The sequence below is a fragment of the Leucobacter sp. NPDC058333 genome, from assembly GCF_042726155.1.
Classification (GTDB): domain Bacteria; phylum Actinomycetota; class Actinomycetes; order Actinomycetales; family Microbacteriaceae; genus Leucobacter.
Genome location: NZ_JBHXHV010000002.1, coordinates 478,381 through 495,684 on the forward strand (window position 1 = coordinate 478,381; position 17,304 = coordinate 495,684).

At 66.8% G+C, this 17,304-nt stretch carries 16 protein-coding genes; 3 read left to right on the forward strand and 13 right to left on the reverse strand.

What is annotated here, in order from left to right:
- Nucleotides 1-9 precede the first annotated feature (9 nt).
- Complete coding sequence (locus ACFWHR_RS10035; RefSeq protein ID WP_382448165.1) at nt 10-222, reverse strand: hypothetical protein; 213 nt, start codon at nt 220-222, stop codon at nt 10-12.
- 136 nt (nt 223-358) lie between these two features.
- Between ACFWHR_RS10035 and ACFWHR_RS10040 the strand changes: the two genes are divergently transcribed.
- The 3 genes from ACFWHR_RS10040 to ACFWHR_RS10050 all read left to right on the forward strand — a co-directional run bounded on the left by ACFWHR_RS10040 (nt 359) and on the right by ACFWHR_RS10050 (nt 4,379).
- A complete protein-coding gene (locus tag ACFWHR_RS10040) occupies nt 359-1,003 on the forward strand; it encodes a LysE family translocator (protein WP_382448166.1) in 645 nt (214 codons plus the stop codon).
- 228 nt (nt 1,004-1,231) lie between these two features.
- Entirely contained in the window at nt 1,232-2,395 is a 1,164-nt protein-coding gene (locus tag ACFWHR_RS10045) for a Cmx/CmrA family chloramphenicol efflux MFS transporter (protein ID WP_382448167.1), read from the forward strand.
- A 337-nt stretch (nt 2,396-2,732) separates the two neighbouring features.
- Nucleotides 2,733-4,379, forward strand: coding sequence for an ATP-binding cassette domain-containing protein (locus ACFWHR_RS10050; protein ID WP_382448168.1), 1,647 nt, complete (start codon nt 2,733-2,735; stop codon nt 4,377-4,379).
- A gap of 100 nt (nt 4,380-4,479) precedes the next feature.
- Here the strand turns inward: ACFWHR_RS10050 and ACFWHR_RS10055 are convergent, their stop codons facing one another.
- The 12 genes from ACFWHR_RS10055 to ACFWHR_RS10110 all read right to left on the reverse strand — a co-directional run bounded on the left by ACFWHR_RS10055 (nt 4,480) and on the right by ACFWHR_RS10110 (nt 17,265).
- Complete coding sequence (locus tag ACFWHR_RS10055; protein ID WP_382448169.1) at nt 4,480-5,301, reverse strand: DeoR/GlpR family DNA-binding transcription regulator; 822 nt, start codon at nt 5,299-5,301, stop codon at nt 4,480-4,482.
- Nucleotides 5,302-5,317: 16 nt separating this feature from the next.
- Nucleotides 5,318-6,115 (reverse strand): triose-phosphate isomerase family protein, encoded by a 798-nt coding sequence (locus tag ACFWHR_RS10060; RefSeq protein ID WP_382448170.1) that lies wholly within the window; start codon nt 6,113-6,115, stop codon nt 5,318-5,320.
- On the reverse strand, nt 6,108-6,581 hold the full coding sequence (locus ACFWHR_RS10065) for a ribose-5-phosphate isomerase (protein ID WP_382448171.1): 474 nt from the start codon (nt 6,579-6,581) through the stop codon (nt 6,108-6,110). Before ACFWHR_RS10065 ends, ACFWHR_RS10060 begins: the two co-directional genes overlap by 8 nt.
- Nucleotides 6,578-8,380 (reverse strand): dihydroxyacetone kinase family protein, encoded by a 1,803-nt coding sequence (locus ACFWHR_RS10070; protein WP_382448172.1) that lies wholly within the window; start codon nt 8,378-8,380, stop codon nt 6,578-6,580. The genes ACFWHR_RS10065 and ACFWHR_RS10070 overlap by 4 nt, the downstream gene beginning before the upstream one ends.
- A gap of 141 nt (nt 8,381-8,521) precedes the next feature.
- On the reverse strand, nt 8,522-9,523 hold the full coding sequence (locus ACFWHR_RS10075; protein ID WP_382448173.1) for a D-ribose ABC transporter substrate-binding protein: 1,002 nt from the start codon (nt 9,521-9,523) through the stop codon (nt 8,522-8,524).
- A gap of 56 nt (nt 9,524-9,579) precedes the next feature.
- Nucleotides 9,580-10,737 (reverse strand): ABC transporter permease, encoded by a 1,158-nt coding sequence (locus ACFWHR_RS10080; RefSeq protein WP_382448174.1) that lies wholly within the window; start codon nt 10,735-10,737, stop codon nt 9,580-9,582.
- Nucleotides 10,738-10,756: 19 nt separating this feature from the next.
- Nucleotides 10,757-12,283, reverse strand: a complete 1,527-nt coding sequence (locus ACFWHR_RS10085) for a sugar ABC transporter ATP-binding protein (protein ID WP_382448175.1) — start codon at nt 12,281-12,283, stop codon at nt 10,757-10,759.
- Nucleotides 12,280-13,002 (reverse strand): DUF2291 family protein, encoded by a 723-nt coding sequence (locus ACFWHR_RS10090; protein WP_382448176.1) that lies wholly within the window; start codon nt 13,000-13,002, stop codon nt 12,280-12,282. The genes ACFWHR_RS10085 and ACFWHR_RS10090 overlap by 4 nt, the downstream gene beginning before the upstream one ends.
- A complete protein-coding gene (locus ACFWHR_RS10095) occupies nt 12,999-14,030 on the reverse strand; it encodes a zinc-dependent alcohol dehydrogenase family protein (RefSeq protein WP_382448177.1) in 1,032 nt (343 codons plus the stop codon). Before ACFWHR_RS10095 ends, ACFWHR_RS10090 begins: the two co-directional genes overlap by 4 nt.
- Nucleotides 14,031-14,351: 321 nt before the next feature.
- On the reverse strand, nt 14,352-15,383 hold the full coding sequence (locus tag ACFWHR_RS10100) for an ABC transporter substrate-binding protein (protein ID WP_382448178.1): 1,032 nt from the start codon (nt 15,381-15,383) through the stop codon (nt 14,352-14,354).
- Entirely contained in the window at nt 15,380-16,210 is an 831-nt protein-coding gene (locus tag ACFWHR_RS10105) for an ABC transporter ATP-binding protein (RefSeq protein ID WP_382448179.1), read from the reverse strand. Before ACFWHR_RS10105 ends, ACFWHR_RS10100 begins: the two co-directional genes overlap by 4 nt.
- Nucleotides 16,207-17,265 carry a FecCD family ABC transporter permease gene (locus ACFWHR_RS10110; RefSeq protein WP_382448180.1) on the reverse strand — a complete coding sequence of 353 codons (1,059 nt, stop codon included), beginning with the start codon at nt 17,263-17,265 and terminating at the stop codon, nt 16,207-16,209. The genes ACFWHR_RS10105 and ACFWHR_RS10110 overlap by 4 nt, the downstream gene beginning before the upstream one ends.
- Nucleotides 17,266-17,304 lie beyond the last annotated feature (39 nt).

The window sequence follows — 17,304 nt, forward strand, 5'->3', positions numbered from 1 at the left end:
CGAGTTCCCCTACTCGACAGCCGCCGACGCGATCTCCTGGAGCCGTTCGAGCAGCCGTTCTCGCGAACGCTGGTGCGGGAATGAAGCGTCCCGCACGTATTCGAGCAGCCCCCGGCCATCTCGCAGCACGGGTGCAGAAACATCGTAGCCTGCGCGCAGCAGCAGCGCCTCATAGAGCGGTTCGATCACCGATCCGTCGAGATCGCGATTGGCGAGCTGCACGATCGGGTGGCCACCGAGTTCCGAATCGACCAGACCTGTGCCGGGTTCGCTCCCGCGCTCAGCAGCCGAATGAGCACAGGGGGCCGGTTACGCTCTATGCAAGACCTCCGCCAAAGCAGCCCACCGAAGGAGCCCAGTGATTTCGCTCTCCGCCGCCCTCGGTATCGCGCTCGTCGAGCTCGGGCTGGCGCTCACGCCGGGTCCGAACATGATCTATCTCGTGTCACGAAGCATCAGCCAGGGGTGGCGAGCAGGCATGATGTCGCTGGCGGGCACAGCTGTGGGGTTTGTGGTGTACATGACGATGGCGAACGTCGGCCTGGCGGCCGTGTTTATCGTCGTGCCGTGGCTCTTCATCGCGCTCAAGGTGCTCGGCGCCGTCTATCTCCTGTGGCTGGCGTACAAGACGCTGCGCCCCGGTGGCACGTCGATGTTCGAGACGAATGAGCTGCCCCGCGATTCCTTTGGAAAGCTCTTTCGAATGGGTCTCGTGACAAATCTGCTCAATCCGAAGGTCGCGATTCTGTACCTCGCGATTATTCCGCAGTTCATCAACCCGGCCGCGGGCAGCGTCGTCGCCCAGGGCTTCCAGCTCGGCGCGATCCAGATCGCTGTGGGTGTCGCCGTCAACGGTGCCATCATCATCGCTGCCGGGTCAATTGCGGCGTTCCTGCAACGGAGGCCCCGCTGGACCCGGTGGCAGAAATGGGTGACCGGCTCACTGCTCGGCGCAATCGGAGTGAAGCTCGCGCTCGACGCCCCGGCGCCGGCGACGGGGTAGTTCCATGAGCACGCTTGCTACGCTGAGCACGTGAGTTCTCCCGAATCAGACAGAGCGGGGCTACCGGCCTTCCGGTAGCCCAGATACCCGCACTCACGACTGACGGCCTACGCCGCGCCGATCCGGCACGAAGCGAGACCGAGCAGCGAGACCGAGCACGCGTATTCGAAGCACCGGTTGTGCCACGCGCACCCCCGACCTGTCGTATCTACTTCGGAAGGCACTTCCATGCCCGTATTGCTCTATCTTCTTGCCCTCGCGGTCTTCGCGCAGGGCACCTCTGAATTCGTGTTGGCCGGCATTCTCCCCGGAATTGCGGCTGACCTGGACGTTCCGCTCGGCCAAGCGGGCCTGCTCACCTCGGGTTTCGCGCTCGGCATGGTCATCGGCGCTCCGCTCATGGCCGCGGCTGCCCGCCGCGCGTCACCGCGCTGGAGCCTGACCGCGTTTCTCGCGCTGTTCATCGTCGCGCACGTGGTGGGTTCGGTCACCGACAGCTTCGCCGTGCTGCTCGCCACTCGCATCGCCGCGGCGCTCGCGCACGCTGGATTCCTCGCCGTCACCCTCGCGACCGTCACGAGGCTCGTCCCCGCCGCACAGCACACCCGCGCACTCGCCGTCATTTTGGGCGGCACGACGCTCGCCCTCGTCGCAGGTGTGCCCGCGGGCGGGCTCGTGGGCGAAACGCTGGGTTGGCGATCCACGATCGGGGCGATCGCACTGCTCTGTGTGCCAGCCCTGGTTGCGGTGTTTCTGGCGGCCCCCAGCGACCCAGCGCCTGCGGACGCAACGCGCGCGGTCGGCAGCGTGCGCCGCGAGCTTGCGACGCTACGGGAACCAAGCCTGCGCGGTTTCCTGCTGCTGGCGGTGCTGGTCAACGCGGCCACGTTCTGCACGTTCACCTATCTTGCGGTGATTGCGGCGGGCCCGGCCGGGGTTCCGGATCGCCTGGTGCCCGCGCTGCTCGCCGTTTTCGGCGCGGGCGCGTTCGTCGGGGTAGCGGTCGCCGGCAGACTTGGCGACGCGCACTGGCGACGCCTGCTGGGGGTGACCTCGCCCGTGTTGCTCGCCGGGTGGGCGACGCTGGCGCTGGCTGTCGATGTCGAATGGCTCGTGTGGGCGCTCGTGTTCGTGCAGGGCGCACTGTCGTTCGCGCTCGGCAGCACGCTCATCGCGCGCCTGCTGGCCGCCGCTCGTGCGGCGCCGACGTTGGGCGGCTCGTTCGCGACGGTCGCGCTGAACATCGGCGCAGTGCTCGGGCCGCTAATCGGAGGCCTCGCACTCGACACCCGCGGCGAGCGCGCCCCGATCTGGGCGAGCGCATTACTCGTCGCGGTCGCGGCCATAACGTGGTTCCTCTGGCGCGAAGGGTCGCGTCGCGCCCGCCACTAACCACCCGCCCCCTCTCCCCTCTACCCCTCACCCCCTCACCCCCCTCACCCCCTCACCCAACTTCGCCGAGCGAACGCATATGGCCGTTATACGGGCTCATAACGCACATTTGCGTACGTTCGGACGGGGCACTCTGCGGGGCGGTGGGCAGGGGCGGGCGGGGCGGGTAGGGTGGGGGTGTGCATTTGTTGTTTCTGTAGCGGTGAGTTGGCCTACCGCGCCCGTTGAGTCAATCCGGGTGTGCGGTGGCCGATTGTTCTGACCTCTCATGGTCACCGCTATTTCGCGCGCCCAAACGTCGCACGACTTCGACGGCGCGCCCTGCCAAAGGAATCTCATGCCTTCCCAGACCGCTCATATTCACGCGCGCCATCGGGCGCAACTCACCGTTTCAGAGGTCTCCGTCGTTCGCGGCGCGAACCCCGTACTTACCGGCGTCAGTCTCGTCATCAATCCGCAATCACGCCTGGCTATCGTTGGCGAAAACGGGCGCGGCAAATCGACCCTGCTCCACGTGCTCGCCGGCACACTTGCCCCCACCACTGGAACCGTGCACGGGATCGGGACCGTTGGCGTCGCCGAGCAAGAAATGTCTGCTTCCGAAGGCCGGACGGTCGGGCACGCGATCGCAGAGTCGATCGCCCAGCCTCTCGCCGCATTGGCGACGCTCGATCGAGCCGCCGAAGCCCTCGCTGACCGCCTCGACAACGCCGATGATCACTATGCCCGAGCACTGGAGCACGCCGAAGCACTCGGCGCCTGGGACGCGGGGCGTCGCGTACAGATCGCACTCGAATCACTGCACGCCGAGACCGAGCCGACGCGATTGCTCGCGGATCTCTCGGTCGGGCAGCGCTACCGAGTGCGACTCGCGTGCCTGCTGGGGGCCGACGACGATTTCCTTCTGCTTGACGAACCGACCAATCACCTGGATCGCAGTGGACTCGACTTTCTGGCAGCGCAGCTCCGCGCTCGATCGGGCGGCGTCGTCGTTGTCAGCCATGATCGCGCGCTGCTTGCCGATGTCGCGGAAACGATCGTGGACCTCGACCCGACACACGATGGTCTCCCGAGAATCTACGGTGATGGCTACTCCGGGTACCGCGCCGGTCGCGTGGCCGAATACGAGCGCTGGCAGCGCGACTACGACCAACAGCGGGCGGAGCAGTCCCGCTTACAGGAGAGTCTCAGCGCGGCACAAAACCGGCTGGTTTCAGGCTGGCGCCCCGAGAAGGGCTCGAACAAACACGGTCGGGCCACCCGCGCCGGTGGCCTCGTGCAGAACGTGCATCGGCGACAAGAAGCGCTCGACGCGCACGCCGTCAGCGTGCCCGAACCTCCCCAGGCGTTCCGCTTTCCGGACCTCGCCACTCGCACGGGAGCGGACCTGCTCTCCGTCGACAACGTGATAGTCGACGGACGGTTGCGCACCCCGGTGTCTTTCGTGCTCTCGCACCGCGGTCGACTCGTGATTACGGGCCTCAATGGTGCAGGAAAGTCGACGCTGCTGAACGTTGCTGCTCGTGCACTCAAACCCGACACGGGCTCAGTGAGCAGCGCCCGCGGCACCCGGATCGGGTTGTTACAGCAGGAGAGCGCTTTGCCGGTCGAGCAGCGCGCGATCGAGATGTTCACCGCGCACGTCAACACTCTTCTTGCAGCGGGCACACTCCGGGAATCGGAGGCGATCGGGCTCTCTCAGCTCGGCCTACTGAGGCCGCGAGAGATGAGTAAGCGTTTCGGCGAGCTGTCAATGGGACAACAACGCAGGCTCGACCTGGCATTGCTGCTCGCCGCAAGACCTCACGTGTTGCTGCTCGACGAACTGACGAACCACCTATCGGTCGCTCTCGTCGACGAACTCACCGAGGCGCTCGGTGCGACGAACGCCTCGGTAGTGGTGTCCACGCACGACCGGCAACTCCTGAAAGACACGGAAAACTGGCCCCGCGTCGAGCTCGGGCCCCCCGCGCCCATCACTTGAGCGAACGCATATGGCCCGTATACGGGCTCATAACGCACATATGCGTACGTTCAACGGGGGCGCTAGCAGGGCGAGCGGGCGGGCGGGGGGCGGGGCGGGGTTAGCGCGAGGTGCGGCGCGCGACCACCACGTTGATGCCCTTGTCGCGCAGACGCTTCAGGTGTTCGGGGTCGATGCCGGTGTCGACGATCACCGCGTCGAACTGCGAGAGGGGCAGCATCGCGTGCAGCGCGCGGCGCTCAAACTTCGTGTGATCCGCCAGCAGAATGCGGCGGCTCGACGACTCGAACATCGCGCGCTTCACGTCGACGGTCTCTTGCGTCTGGTGGAAAGCCACATCGTCGGAGATCGCCGACGTCGACATCACGAGCAGGTCGGCGCGCAGGTTCTCGATCGTCGTCGTCGTAATGCGACCCATGTAGGCGCTGCACCAGTTGTAGTACTGGCCGCCGAGCCCGAGCATCGTGATGCCGTTCGCCGAACGCAGCTCCTCCATAATCGTGAGGGTGTTAGTGATCACCGTGAGCGGCTTCTTCGCCGAGAGGTGCGGCAGCAGGTGCAGCGTTGTCGTGGAATCGTCGAGCATGATTGCCTGCCCCGGCTCGATGAAGTCGAGCGCGGCGTGGGCAATGGCTTCTTTTTCGGCGAGCTGCCGCGACGCACGATAGACGTCGCTCGACTCGACCAGCGCCGACGACAGCGCGGTCGCCACGCCTCGACTCTTGCGTAGCAGCCCACGCCCCTCGAGCTCGTCGAGGTCGCGGTGAACCGTCATCACGCTGATGTCGAAGCGGGTCGCGAGTTCTTCGATGCGCACCGCTCCGGCCGCCATCACGGCCTCGGTGATGGCGCTCTGTCGTTGAGCCTGTCGCCCCTGGCGGGCATCACCAACGACGCCGCTGTCGTCGCGCATCGCCGTCATCTCAGGTCCTCCGTAGTCACGTGATTAGCTGCGCGGCCTCGTCGACGATGCGCGCGAAGTCGGCCGGGTCGTGCGCGAAGCGCCCCATAAACAATCCGTCCACACTGGCACCCAATTCACTCAGCGAACCCGGCTGCGCGCTCCCCCCGTAGATTACCCACGAGGAGGCGACTCGGTGATCGTTTTCGAGTATCTCACGAAGCGCAGCGACCACCCGCCCAACATGCGCCGCGGCGGCCGGGCGCGGGCCGCCGATGGCCCAGACCGGTTCGTATGCGACGACCACGTCGCCGAGTACTGCATCGCCAACGCCCGCCAGCGCCGATCTGAGCTGCGCGCTGCTCGCGGCAATGGCGTCGGCGACCGGGCCTTCCGTGGCCTCTCCGATGCAGAGGATCGGCGTCAGACTCGCGCGCATCGCCGCCGCGAGTTTTCGGGCAACGATCTCTTCGGTCTCGTGAAACAGCCCGCGACGTTCAGCGTGCCCCACCTCGACGGCGGTGCAGCCGACGTCCCGCAGGTCAACACCGCTGACCGCGCCGGTGTAGGCACCCCGATCCGCCCAGTGCAGGTCTTGCGCTCCGACCTCGATAGGAGTTCCCGCGATGGCGGCGCTCACCGCGGGGAGGGCCGGCAAGGACGGCAGCGCGATAACGCGAATGCTGCCGTCGAGAACGGCGGGGTGCTCCCCCACCATCGCCGCGACTCCTCTGGCCCACTCCGCACTCGCAGCGACGTCGAGGTAGAGCTTGAGACTGACGCCGAGCACCAGCGGCGGGCGACGCCCGGTAGGCCCGGCCTCCACCTCACCCACAGCTGCCCGTCTGTTCGTAGGCGGTGAGCTCCGCGACCTTCTCGGCCGACGCCGATGACTCGTCGAACTCGTAGCTCAGCCACTCGCGGGCGAGGCGACGCGCAAGCTCAAGGCCGACGACGCGCTGACCGAACGTGAGCACCTGCGCATTGTTGCTGAGCACGCTGCGCTCGACGCTGAAGCTGTCGTGCGCGGTGACGGCCCGAATGCCGGTGACCTTGTTTGCTGCGATGGCGACGCCGAGGCCGGTGCCGCAGACGAGTAGCGCGCGGTCGGCTAGCCCGTCGCGCACGCGCTCGGCGGCGGTCACCGCGACCCGCGGATACGGGGTGTGCCCGTCCGCATCGACGCCAACGTCGACGACCTCGGAGACTCGCGGGTCGCTCAGCAGGTCGGCTTTCAACGCCTCTTTATAGGCAAATCCGGCGTCGTCCGATCCGACGACGATCCTCCATGTGCGGGTCATGACCGCTCCTCTCGTAGTGCCGCGAGCACCCGGCCCGCGGCGGTCATCGCGCGGGCAAACGACACGGCCCCCGGATCGGGCGTGCCCAGACTCTTCTGCACGTGCGGCCGTGCGCGACCGAGCTTCGGTTCGAGCTCGCTCGTCGCGGCAGCGGCGGCGGTGGCGTCAGCCGCCGCCGCGATCCACGTCTCGACCGTCCCTTGCCCGTCCGCGACACCGCGTCGGAGGCCGTCGACGAACGGTACGAGGGCGTCAACGAGCGTCTTGTCGCCGACTTCGGCCTTGCCGTATCCCTGCACCGTGGCGCGCGCGGCGTCGACGGCGTCGGCGAGCGCTCGCGCGTCGGGGGCGAGCGCGTCACCTATGCGTTCACCGGCGGCGCGCAGGCCCGCACCCCAGAGCGCTCCCGACGTGCCGCCGGCCCGCAGAGCCCAAGCGTCTCCGGCGAGCGCGAGCACGGTGCCAGCGCCCGCCCCGGCGAGCTGCGCGCGTGTTGCGGCGGTCGCCGCCGCTCGGGCGCCGCGCTGCATGCCGATGCCGTGGTCGCCATCGCCGGCGATCGCGTCGAGTCTCCCGAGCTCATCGGCGTCGCGGTCGATCACGTCGCGGATCGCATGCATCACCTCGACCACCACGACCGCGGCCGCAACAGACTCATCGCTCGCTTCAGAAATGCTGAATTCGGAATCCAGATCAGGATCGGCGCCAGCCGTCGCCACGCTAGCAGTTTCGGGCGCGGGTACCGCGTCTGCTTGGTCGCCGCCAGCCCCGTGAAGCTCTGATGCACCGGCAACAGCGCCCTTCCGGTACGCGGGGGTGTAGGCGGGAGACGCCCACGCCGCTTCGAGTTCTTCATCGAGCCAGAACAGCGTCAGCGAAACGCCCGCCATCTCGAAGCTCGTCGCGTATTCGCCGACCTCAGGCTCCACGACAACGACCCCGGCTGCCTCGAGCAGCTGCGCGACGGTCGCATAGATCACGAACAGTTCCTCAGATTTCACGGCGCCGAGCCCGTTCAAGATCACGGCAGCCCGAGCGCCGCGCAGTGTCTCGATGTCGTCGGGCAGCTCGCCCAGCAGCCCGTCAACGAACAGCTGGCCCAACTCGTCCGCCCGAGCGAGCGGACGCACGTCGATCCCGGGCTCGCCGTGAATCCCCATGCCGACGCCCATCTGTCCCGCGGGAATCGTGAACAGGGGCTCGGTCGCGCCGGGGAGCGTGCAGCCGGTGAAGGCGACGCCGAGCGAGCGCGTGCGAGCGTTGGCGCGCTCCGCGATTGCGGCGACGGCGGCGAGGTCGAGCCCCCGCTCGGCCGCCCACGCGGCGGCGCGGAACACGGCGAGGTCGCCGGCAACGCCGCGACGCTTCTCGCGCTCGTGCGGCGCTGCGCTATAAATATCGTCGGTGACCCGCACCGTGCGGCAGGGAATACCCTCGGCGATGAGCCGCGCCTCGGCCTGGTCGAAGTTCAGTACGTCGCCCGCGTAGTTGCCGTAGCTGAGCAGCACCCCTGCGTCGGTCGCGACTGACTTGGCGACCGCGTAGACCTGCTGCGCGCTCGGGGATGCGAAAACGTTGCCCATGGCTGCGGCGTGCGCGAGTCCGGCGCCGACGAGCCCGCCAAAGGCCGGATAGTGCCCCGATCCACCGCCAATCACAATCGCGACCTGACCGGCGGGAGTCGCCGCTGCGCGCGCGACACCGCCGGGCACGCGGCGCACGAGTGAGCGGTGTGCCGCCACGAATCCGGCGGCCGATTCGTCGGCGAAGTCGGCCGGGTCGTTGAGTACATAGCTCATGGAGGATCTCCGAAGTTTGGGTCGGGAGGTGTGGGGCGTGAGGTGTGGGCCGGGCAGCTTGGCCTGGTCGGGAAGTGTGTGCCAGGGGCGGGCGCCACTCGGCACCCGCCCCTGTCATGGCGGCACGAGGGCCGCCGGTGGTTACTCCGTGTAGGTGAAGGGGCCCGTCATTTTGTCGACGTTGTCCTTCGTGATGAGGATGCAGTCAAACGACTGCTTCTCGGTCTTCGGCGACTCGCCCGTGCGCACGAATTCGTCGGCGAGAGTCACCGCTTCCTTCGAGAACACCGCGACGGGCTGCAAGACGGTGTAGGCCATCTCGCCCGAGGTCACCGCGTCGACCGCGTCGGGGTTGCCGTCGAAACCGCCCACGACGACTCCGTCGAGCTTGCCCGACTCTTTCAGCGCCGCGATTGCGCCGAGCGCCATTTCGTCGTTGCCCGATATGACCCCCTTGATGTCGGGGTTCGCCTGCATCAGCGCCTGCGTCTTGTTGCGGCCCTCGGTGCGATCCCAGTTCGCCACCTCTTGACCGGCCTCAACGAGGTCGGGGTACTGGCTGATCACGGTCTCGAACCCGTTGGATCGGGTCTGCGCGTTGTTGTCGGACGGGGCGCCGAACAGCTCGATGTAGTTGCCGGCCTCCTTCATCTGCGTGACCCACTCCTGGGCGCCGACCGCCGCGCCCTGCGCGTTGTTCGACACGAGCTGCGCCTTCGCAAGGCCAGACTCATTGATCTCGGCGTTCACCAAAAAGACCGGAATGTCGGCCGCGTTCGCTTTCTTTACAGCCGCAACCGATCCGTCAGCGTTGGCGGGGTCGAGGATGATCGCGACCGAGTTGTTCGAGATCGCCGTGTCGATCAGGGTGTTTTCTGTGTTCGTGTCGCCCTTGTGAGCGCCGACTACCGCGTCGTAGCCGAGCTCCTTCGCTGTGGCCTCGGCAACATCGCCTTCGGTCTTCCAATAGGGGTTCGCGGGGTCGTTGACGATGATCGTGATGAGGCCGCCGGCCTTGCCGCTGCCACCGCCGTCTCCGGAGCCAGAGCCCGACCCGCCGTCTGCGCCGCCAGCGCAGGCCGAGAGAGTGAGCACCAGCGCGCCTGCCGCCGCGAGGGCGGCTAGAGCCTTCTTGCGCACCATGTGAGTGTGTCCTTTCTAGAGGTGTCGGCAGCGATCTTCGATGCCGACGAGAGCGGTTAGGAGGTGGCGGCGGGAGCCGCGGTCTCCCGATCCGACGTTGGGTTGGGGTTCGCGGCATCGGGGCCAGCGGTGCCGGGGCCAGCGGTGCCGGGGCCTGCCGGCGTCCCGGATCCGGGCGCCGGCGCCTTGCGCCGCCGCCCGTACTGCAGGGTGTTCAGCAGCACGGCCAAGACAATCACCGCGCCGATCAGCACCATCTGCCAGTAGGCGGAGACGCCAACGATCACGAGCCCGTCGCCGAGGAAGCCGATGACGAACGCACCGAGCAGCGTGCCGCGCACGTTGCCGCGGCCGCCAGTGAGCGCCGCGCCGCCAATCACCACGGTGGCGATCGCGGTCAGCTCATAGGTGTTGCCCGCGGTCGGGCTCGCGCTCGTGAGCGTCGAGGCCAGAATGAGCCCGGCGATCGAGGCGCAGACGCCCGAGATCACGTAGACCCAGACCTTGACCTTGCGCACCGGCACGCCCGATAGCTCGGCCGCGCGCTCGTTGCCGCCAGAGGCGTAGAGCCAGCGCCCGAACTTGGTGCGCCCGAGCACGAAGCCGAGAATCAGCGCGACGATCCCCATGATGATGACGCCGATCGGAATGCCAAGAATGCGGTTGAAGCCGAGCCAGTCGAAGCCCGTGTTGCCGAGCCCCTCGTCGCCAGCCAGGTCATTGATCGTGAGCCCGTTGGTCATCAGCAGCGCGAGACCGCGCACGACATAGAGCATGCCGAGCGTCGCGACGAACGGCGCGACCTTAAACCTTGCGACCAGAATGCCGTTCACGAACCCCACCGCCGCGCCCACGCCACACGACAGCAGCACCACGACGGGGACACTCGGCACGAGTGTGAAACCTAAGAAATTGATCGGCACGCCCTGCAGCAGAAACCCGGCGATGACCGCCGAAAAACCGAGCGTCGATCCGACAGACAGGTCGATGCCGCCGTTCAGGATCACCATCAGCATGCCAAGCCCGAGCATTGCGTAGATCGCGACGTGCGACGCCATGATGAGCAGATTCTCGACCGTCAGATAGTTGGGGCTGAGCAGCGAAAACACGACGATGATGAGAATGAGCGCGACGAACGCGCGGCCCTCGAGCAGCAACTTCGCCGGGGAGAAGCGCTGCTTGTTCTGAATGATGGTGGTGGTGGTCGTCGTCATTGTCCGATCCGTTCTGAGGTCAGGCGGCCACGGCCTCGCCGGAGGCGGCCATGATCATGTCTTTGGTGGCGTCGGGAGTGAACTCGGCCGAGATTCTGCCGCGACGCATCACGATGATTCGGTGGGCGATGCTCAGGCACTCGCCGACCTCTGAGGTGGAAAAGACGACCGCGAGCCCCTGCCTCGCGCGATCTGCGAGCAGCCGAAACACCTCGCCCTTCGCGCCGACGTCGATGCCGCGGCTGGGCTCGTCGAGCAGCATGACGCGCGGGTTCGTCGCGACGATCTTGCCGATCACGACCTTCTGCTGATTGCCTCCGGAGAGCGACCCGATGGGCAGCTCGGGCCCCGGCGTCTTTACGGTCACGGCCGAGATGAGATCCTTCGACCGAACTTTCTCAACGCTGCGCGAGATGACGCCGCGCACGAGGCTGTCGTCGATGCTCGCGAGCGTCAGGTTCGTGCCAACGTCGAACGTCTGCACCAGGCCGTCGCGCTGCCGATCCTCGGGCACGAGACCAACGCCTGCCGCGATCCGCTCGGCGATCGAATCCCCGAGGATCGACCGACCCTCGAGCAGAATCTCGCCGGCCGCGACCGCTTCCCTGCCCGCCACGGCCTCGAGCAGTTCGGTGCGACCCGCGCCCATCAGCCCATAGATGCAGACGATCTCGCCCGCACGCACATCGAGACTCAGCCCGCTCACGATGGCGCGCTCAGGATTCTCGGGGTCGAGCACGCTCAGCCCCTGCACGCTGAGAGCAACCTCGCCGAACTCGTAGCCCTTGGGAGGGGTGCCGAGATCAAAGTGCTCGCCGACCATGTTGCGCACGATCCACTCGAGATCGATGTCTTCGCGCGCTCCGCGAGCGGTCATGGTGCCGTCGCGCAATACGACGGCGTGGTCGGTCACCTCGAGCGCCTCTTCCAGGTGGTGGGAGATGTAGACGATGGCGACGCCGCGGGCAAGCAGGTCACGGATGACACCGAAGAGCACCTCGACCTCGGCGGCCGCGAGCGCCGACGTGGGCTCGTCCATGATCAGGATGCGCGAGTTAGCCGACAGCGCGCGAGCAATCTCGACGATCTGCTGTTGGCCGACGCGCAGGTCTGCCACGAGGGTGTCCGGATCAATGGGGAGCTGCAGTTCGTCGAGGAGCGATCGCGCCTGCCGTGTCTCCTCGGCGTAGTCGACCCCGAAGGGGCCCGAGAGTTCGCGACCCATGAAGATGTTGTCGCGCACCGACAGATTCGGCGCGAGGCTGAGCTCTTGATGGATGATCGAGATCCCGCGCTCTCGCGCCTCGTTCGTGGATGCGAAGACGACGGGCTCGCCGTCGAGCACAATCTCGCCCGCCGTGGGCTGCTCGACGCCCGAGAGGATCTTCATGAGCGTGGACTTGCCCGCGCCGTTCTCGCCGAACAGCGTCGTGACGGTGCCTCGGCGTATCTCGAAGTTCACGCCTTTGAGCGCGCGCGTGCCGCCGTAGGTCTTGACGATGTTGCGCGCTTCGAGCACGACCTCGGTGTGGGTGGCGTCGCTCATTTGACCGTCAACTCCACGGGCGTGACGAGCCAGCCCGTCGGATTTACCAGCGTGAACGCGCCGGTGACCTCGATCTGCTTGCCGGTGAGGGACGCGGTGTCGACGCCGGCGAGCACCTGCGTCTTGAGTTCCTCGTTGAGCGCGGCAGCGGCGTTTTGATAGTCGATCTGGTTCTTGAACTGCCCGAATGTGATGTCGCCGGTCGCGTCGCGCAGCTCGGTGCCGTTGATCGCGGGGCCTGTCTGCACGCGAATGAGGAGGTCGTCAGGCACGCCCTCGACCTGCACCTCGTACATGCCCGACTTGCCCTCGCCGACGATGCCGGTGAGTGTGACGCTGTAGACGGGGCCGCCGGAGCTCTCCGACGCGTATTTCTTGGCGGCGGCGTCGGGATCGGCCGCGATCGCCGTAGCGAGGGTCGAGGCATCGACGGCGCGTTCCGCGACTCCGTCTTGCACCTTCGTGAAGTTGTCGGCGCCGAACGTCGTCGGATCGAACTCGACGTTGCTCTGCGCGAGCGGATCATCGTTGGGAACTACGCGCGTGCCGAGCACGACGCCCAGCACAACGAGCACGATCACGCCGATCCACACCCCACGCTTCGCTCGCGGGGTGAGCAATTTTTGACGCCGCGCGGGCGCGGTCGCCGCGGTCGCCGCGGGCTGAGCGAGCTTGGCGGCCGCTGGCTCGGCGGCCGAAGCGGTCGTCGCCTCGCTCACCGGAGCACCTTCGATTCCGTGTCGTTCGGGCGGATCTGCAGTTTGCGGCCGTCGCCCTTGCGGAACAGCTCGAGCGCCTGCTCGTAGTCATCGAGCGTGAAGGAGTGGCTGATCATCGCGGTCGCGTTGATCGCTCCGCCCTCGAAGAGTTCGACCGCGCGGCCGAACGAGTTCAGCACGGCCATCGTGCCGACGATCGAGATCTCGTCGCGGTACACGCGGAACGGCGAAAACTGTGCGGTGCGATCCGCCGGAGCCACCCCGAAGTCCTGAAAGAATCCGGCCGGCTTGACCCGGGTCAGTCCGTCTTCAATGGCGCGGATATTGCCGGTGCAGTCGATCACAACATCCCACTTTTCGCGGGTGGCGTCGTCTGCCGAGGTGTAACGCAGCTCGATGCCGCACTCCGCGGCCGTCTGCAGCCGGTCCGGGTTCAGGTCGACGATGGTCACCGTCGATGCGCCAGCCCGCGAGGCGAGCTGCGCCATAAGCAGGCCCATCGTGCCAGCTCCGTAGACGAGCACGTGGTCGCCGAGGCGACGCGGCAGCACGTCCCAACCGCGAATTGCACACGCGAGGGGCTCGATCAGTGCTGCCTCATAGAGGTCCGTTTCAGGCTTGAGCTTGAAGACGTTCGCCGCCGGGGCGGTGAAGAACTGTTGCGAGGCGCCGTCGGAGGCGACGACGCCGAGTCCGTTCCAAAAGCGACAGAGGTTTGCGTGCCCATTGAGGCAGAACTCACACTCCCCACACGTCGTGCTCGGGTTCACGGCGACGTGGTCGCCGATCGCGAAGTCGAAGACTCCGCTGTTCACGTCTTCGCCGAGCGCGACGATCGTGCCCGTTGCCTCGTGCCCGGGCACCAGCGGAAAGACGGTGCCCTCGAACTCGCCGTCGAAGACGTGGGTGTCGGTGCCGCAGATGCCGACGGCCGCGGTCTCGATCAAGATTTCCTTGTAGCCGGGAACCGGCATCGGCCGCTCCTCCAGAGCAAGCTTGCCCTCCGACGTGAACACCACTGCGCGCATCGTTGCATCCCTTCGCACCGCCTTCATTGGCGGCCTCGATCACAGACCATGGCGGTCGAGTCACGCGTGCGCTTCGCGTCAGCGCGAGCGCCCGGCGACCCGGCCGAAGTGTCCCCATGTTAGCTTTATGTGATCTTGTAAGTCAATAACGTTAGATTCACCATAAGGATCGAAGTGCGCCGCGCGGGCTCGCCGCAATACGCAAGCGATCCGCGTTCGGCAAGTTCATTCCCGATCAATCGGGCTTGCAGAACGCGGATCGCTTGCCGAACGCGGCGCCTCAGCGCAGGCAGCGCGGGCGCAGGCGCGGGCGCCTGCGCCTCAGAACGCCGACGGGTAGAGCTCAGCCGCTATGGCCTCGACCGCGTCGATGTTGCCGACCGTGCCCGGGTAGAAATCGCTGTGCGGGACGCTGATGAGCCGGTCTTCTTTCACCGCGGTGACGTCAGGGAAGGTCGCGCGGAGGTACTTCAGCACCTGCTCACGCTTGGTGTTGTTCGTGGTTCCGAAGACGATCGCGTCGGGGTTTCTGCTGATGATCTCTTCGGGGTTGATCTCGGCCGAGAAGAAGTCAGCGAATTCCGGCGCGTCGGGGTCGAACACGTTTTCGCCGCCAGCCTCGCGGATGATGTCGTACTCGATGCCCGCCCCGATTGCACCGAACAGATTGCCGTCGACCCACACCTCTGCAACGGTCAGGCGATCCTCGTCTGCGATTGCTTTCTCGACCGCGTCGAGTCGCTTCTGGGCGTCTGCCGCGAGCGCCTCGGCTTCGTCGCTGGCCTGAAGGATCTTTCCGAGATTTTCGATGTCGACGAACAGGTCGGCGACCTCCGCGCTCGACCGACGATCGGAGCATCCGCCAGTCGACACATACGCCTGCGCCCCGTTTTCGGCGAGCTGCTCGATGCTGGCGTAGCCCTGCTCAGCGGTGAACTCGTACTCGGTGGGTGACACGACGAGATCGGGCGACACGGCCAGCGTCTCCTCCCGCGCGGGCGGCGCGTCGGTGCTGATCACGGGCACGTCGGCGGCGAGCTCGGCGACGTCCTCCGGCAGATCCGAGGTGTCGACCTGCGCCTGCCCGGCGAGCCGGTCTTGCGCACCGAGCCGCAGCAGCAGGTCCGTCTGGGACGGCATCAGGCTCACGACGCTTTTCGGAGTCTGTTCGAACACGAGCTCACGCCCGCAGTTCGTGATCGTGACGGTCTCGGTCGCTGCGTCGGCATCTGTGTCGCTCGCTGACACACCCGTGCCGCATCCGGCGAGCAGGAGTGAAGCGCCGGTCATCAGGCTCGCGCTGGCAAGGAGGCGGCGTCGCGCCGAGCGCTGGGCGTAATTCAAAGTGTTCATGTGGTGGGTACTGCCTTTCTGCGGGTGAATTTCGGGCCGACAGCTTCGGCGCCGTCGGCACCGACGTGTTCGTCGAAGAGGAAGTGGCGATGGCCGGTGTGCGGATGAGTGATGCTGGTCGCGTCCACGCTGAATACCGAGCGGATGATGTCGGTGTCAAGCACTTCGCTCGGGCTGCCGTGGGCGATCAGCGATCCGCCCGCCAGCACGCCGATGGCGTCGCAGTTGCGCGCGGCGAGGTTGAGGTCGTGCAGCGCCACGAGCACCGTGCGATCGGTGGTGCGCACGAGTTCGAGCATTTCGAGCTGGTGAGCGATATCGAGGTGATTGGTGGGTTCATCGAGCACGAGCACCGGGGTTTCTTGCGCAATGGCGCGCGCAAACAGCACTCGCTGCCGTTCGCCGCCTGAGAGCATCGAGAAGGATCGGGCGACGAGATGTTCTGCTCGCACCTGCTGGAGGGCTTCGAGAGCGATCGCGATGTCAGCCTCCGAATCACGCCCGAATCCCTTGCTGTGCGGCACGCGCCCCAGCAGCACAAGGTCAAGCACCGGTATCTCGAACTCCTCGCTGTGCTCCTGGGTCATCACGGCCACCCGCTGCGCGAGTTGACGCCGGGAGAGACCCGCAAGCGAATCTTCGCCGTAGTGCACCGATCCGGCCGTCGCTCTGTCGATGCCAGAGAGCGCACGCAGCAGCGTCGATTTTCCGCTGCCGTTGGCGCCGATCAGCCCCAGCACCGTACCCGGAGCGACCGTGAAGCTGACGTCTCGCAGAATTTGCCTGTCGCCGCGGTGAGCGCTGAGCCCCTCGACCGTGACCCTCATCGCCCCATCCCCAATCGGTCGCTGCGATCGCGACGAAGCAGCCACAGGAAGAACGGGGCGCCGACGAGTGCGGTGAGCACGCCGAGTGGGATCTCGGCCGGCGCTGCGACGGTGCGCGCGAGCAGGTCGCAGGTGGTGAGGAAGACGGCCCCGGACAGCATTGCGACCGGGAGCATTCTGCGATGGTCGGAGCCGACGATGATGCGCGCGACGTGGGGCACGACGAGCCCGACGAACCCGATCCCACCCGACACGGCAACCACCGCGCCTGTGAGCAGTGCTGCGGCGACGAGAATCGTGGCGCGCAACCGGTTCACGTTGATGCCGAGCGTGCTCGCTGCGTCGTCTCCGACGAGCAGGGCGTTGAGGGATCGCGAGCGCAGCACGGCGAATACGCCGACCAGCGTCAGCGCGATCGCGGGCAGGATCAGTTGCGGCATCGTCGCGGCCGAGACGGAGCCGAGCAGAAAGAACATGATGCTGTAGACGTTCTGCGCGTCGGTCGAGATAGTGAGGTAGCTCGTGATTGCGCTGAACAGGGACCCCAGGGCGACACCGGCCAAGATCAGCCGCTGCGGGGCGATGCGACCGCCCTTCCGCGCGAGCAGGTACACGGCTCCCGTCGCGAGCACGGCTCCGGCAAACGCGGACGCCCCGATCCCGAGCGAGCTGAGCCCGATTCCGAGCACGATGTACGAGACGGCCCCGACGCCCGCTCCCGCCGAGACTCCCAGGATGTACGGCTCCGCGAGCGCGTTGTGCACGACGGCCTGAATCAGCGCTCCCGCCAGGGCGAGGGATGCTCCGGTGAGCGCGGCCAGCGCGCTCCGCGGCAGTCGGAACTGCCACACCGCGTTGTCTTGCATGGTGGTGAGCGATCCGTCGGTCATCCACGGCATCCCCTGAACGAAATGCCCGATCAGGATCTTGACGGCGTCTACCGGGGGCACGACGATCTTTCCCACACTCACCGAGAGGATCAGCATCACGAGCAGTAACACCGCGAGCACCGGCACCAGAATGCGCGCGGCCCGCGCGCCTCGGCGTTTCAGCATGGGCGCTTCACGGGGCGTTGAGCGGCGAGGCGTAGCGAG

Bases quoted from the DNA above. Each gene is read 5' to 3' on its own strand.
- ACFWHR_RS10080 (WP_382448174.1), bottom strand. From the start codon at position 10,737: ATGACGACGACCACCACCACCATCATTCAGAACAAGCAGCGCTTCTCC.
- ACFWHR_RS10070 (WP_382448172.1), bottom strand. From the start codon at position 8,380: ATGAGCTATGTACTCAACGACCCGGCCGACTTCGCCGACGAATCGGCC.
- ACFWHR_RS10085 (WP_382448175.1), bottom strand. From the start codon at position 12,283: ATGAGCGACGCCACCCACACCGAGGTCGTGCTCGAAGCGCGCAACATC.
- ACFWHR_RS10045 (WP_382448167.1), top strand. From the start codon at position 1,232: ATGCCCGTATTGCTCTATCTTCTTGCCCTCGCGGTCTTCGCGCAGGGC.
- ACFWHR_RS10110 (WP_382448180.1), bottom strand. From the start codon at position 17,265: ATGCTGAAACGCCGAGGCGCGCGGGCCGCGCGCATTCTGGTGCCGGTG.
- ACFWHR_RS10075 (WP_382448173.1), bottom strand. From the start codon at position 9,523: ATGGTGCGCAAGAAGGCTCTAGCCGCCCTCGCGGCGGCAGGCGCGCTG.
- ACFWHR_RS10095 (WP_382448177.1), bottom strand. From the start codon at position 14,030: ATGCGCGCAGTGGTGTTCACGTCGGAGGGCAAGCTTGCTCTGGAGGAG.
- ACFWHR_RS10100 (WP_382448178.1), bottom strand. From the start codon at position 15,383: ATGAACACTTTGAATTACGCCCAGCGCTCGGCGCGACGCCGCCTCCTT.
- ACFWHR_RS10055 (WP_382448169.1), bottom strand. From the start codon at position 5,301: ATGACGGCGATGCGCGACGACAGCGGCGTCGTTGGTGATGCCCGCCAG.
- ACFWHR_RS10050 (WP_382448168.1), top strand. From the start codon at position 2,733: ATGCCTTCCCAGACCGCTCATATTCACGCGCGCCATCGGGCGCAACTC.
- ACFWHR_RS10105 (WP_382448179.1), bottom strand. From the start codon at position 16,210: ATGAGGGTCACGGTCGAGGGGCTCAGCGCTCACCGCGGCGACAGGCAA.
- ACFWHR_RS10065 (WP_382448171.1), bottom strand. From the start codon at position 6,581: ATGACCCGCACATGGAGGATCGTCGTCGGATCGGACGACGCCGGATTT.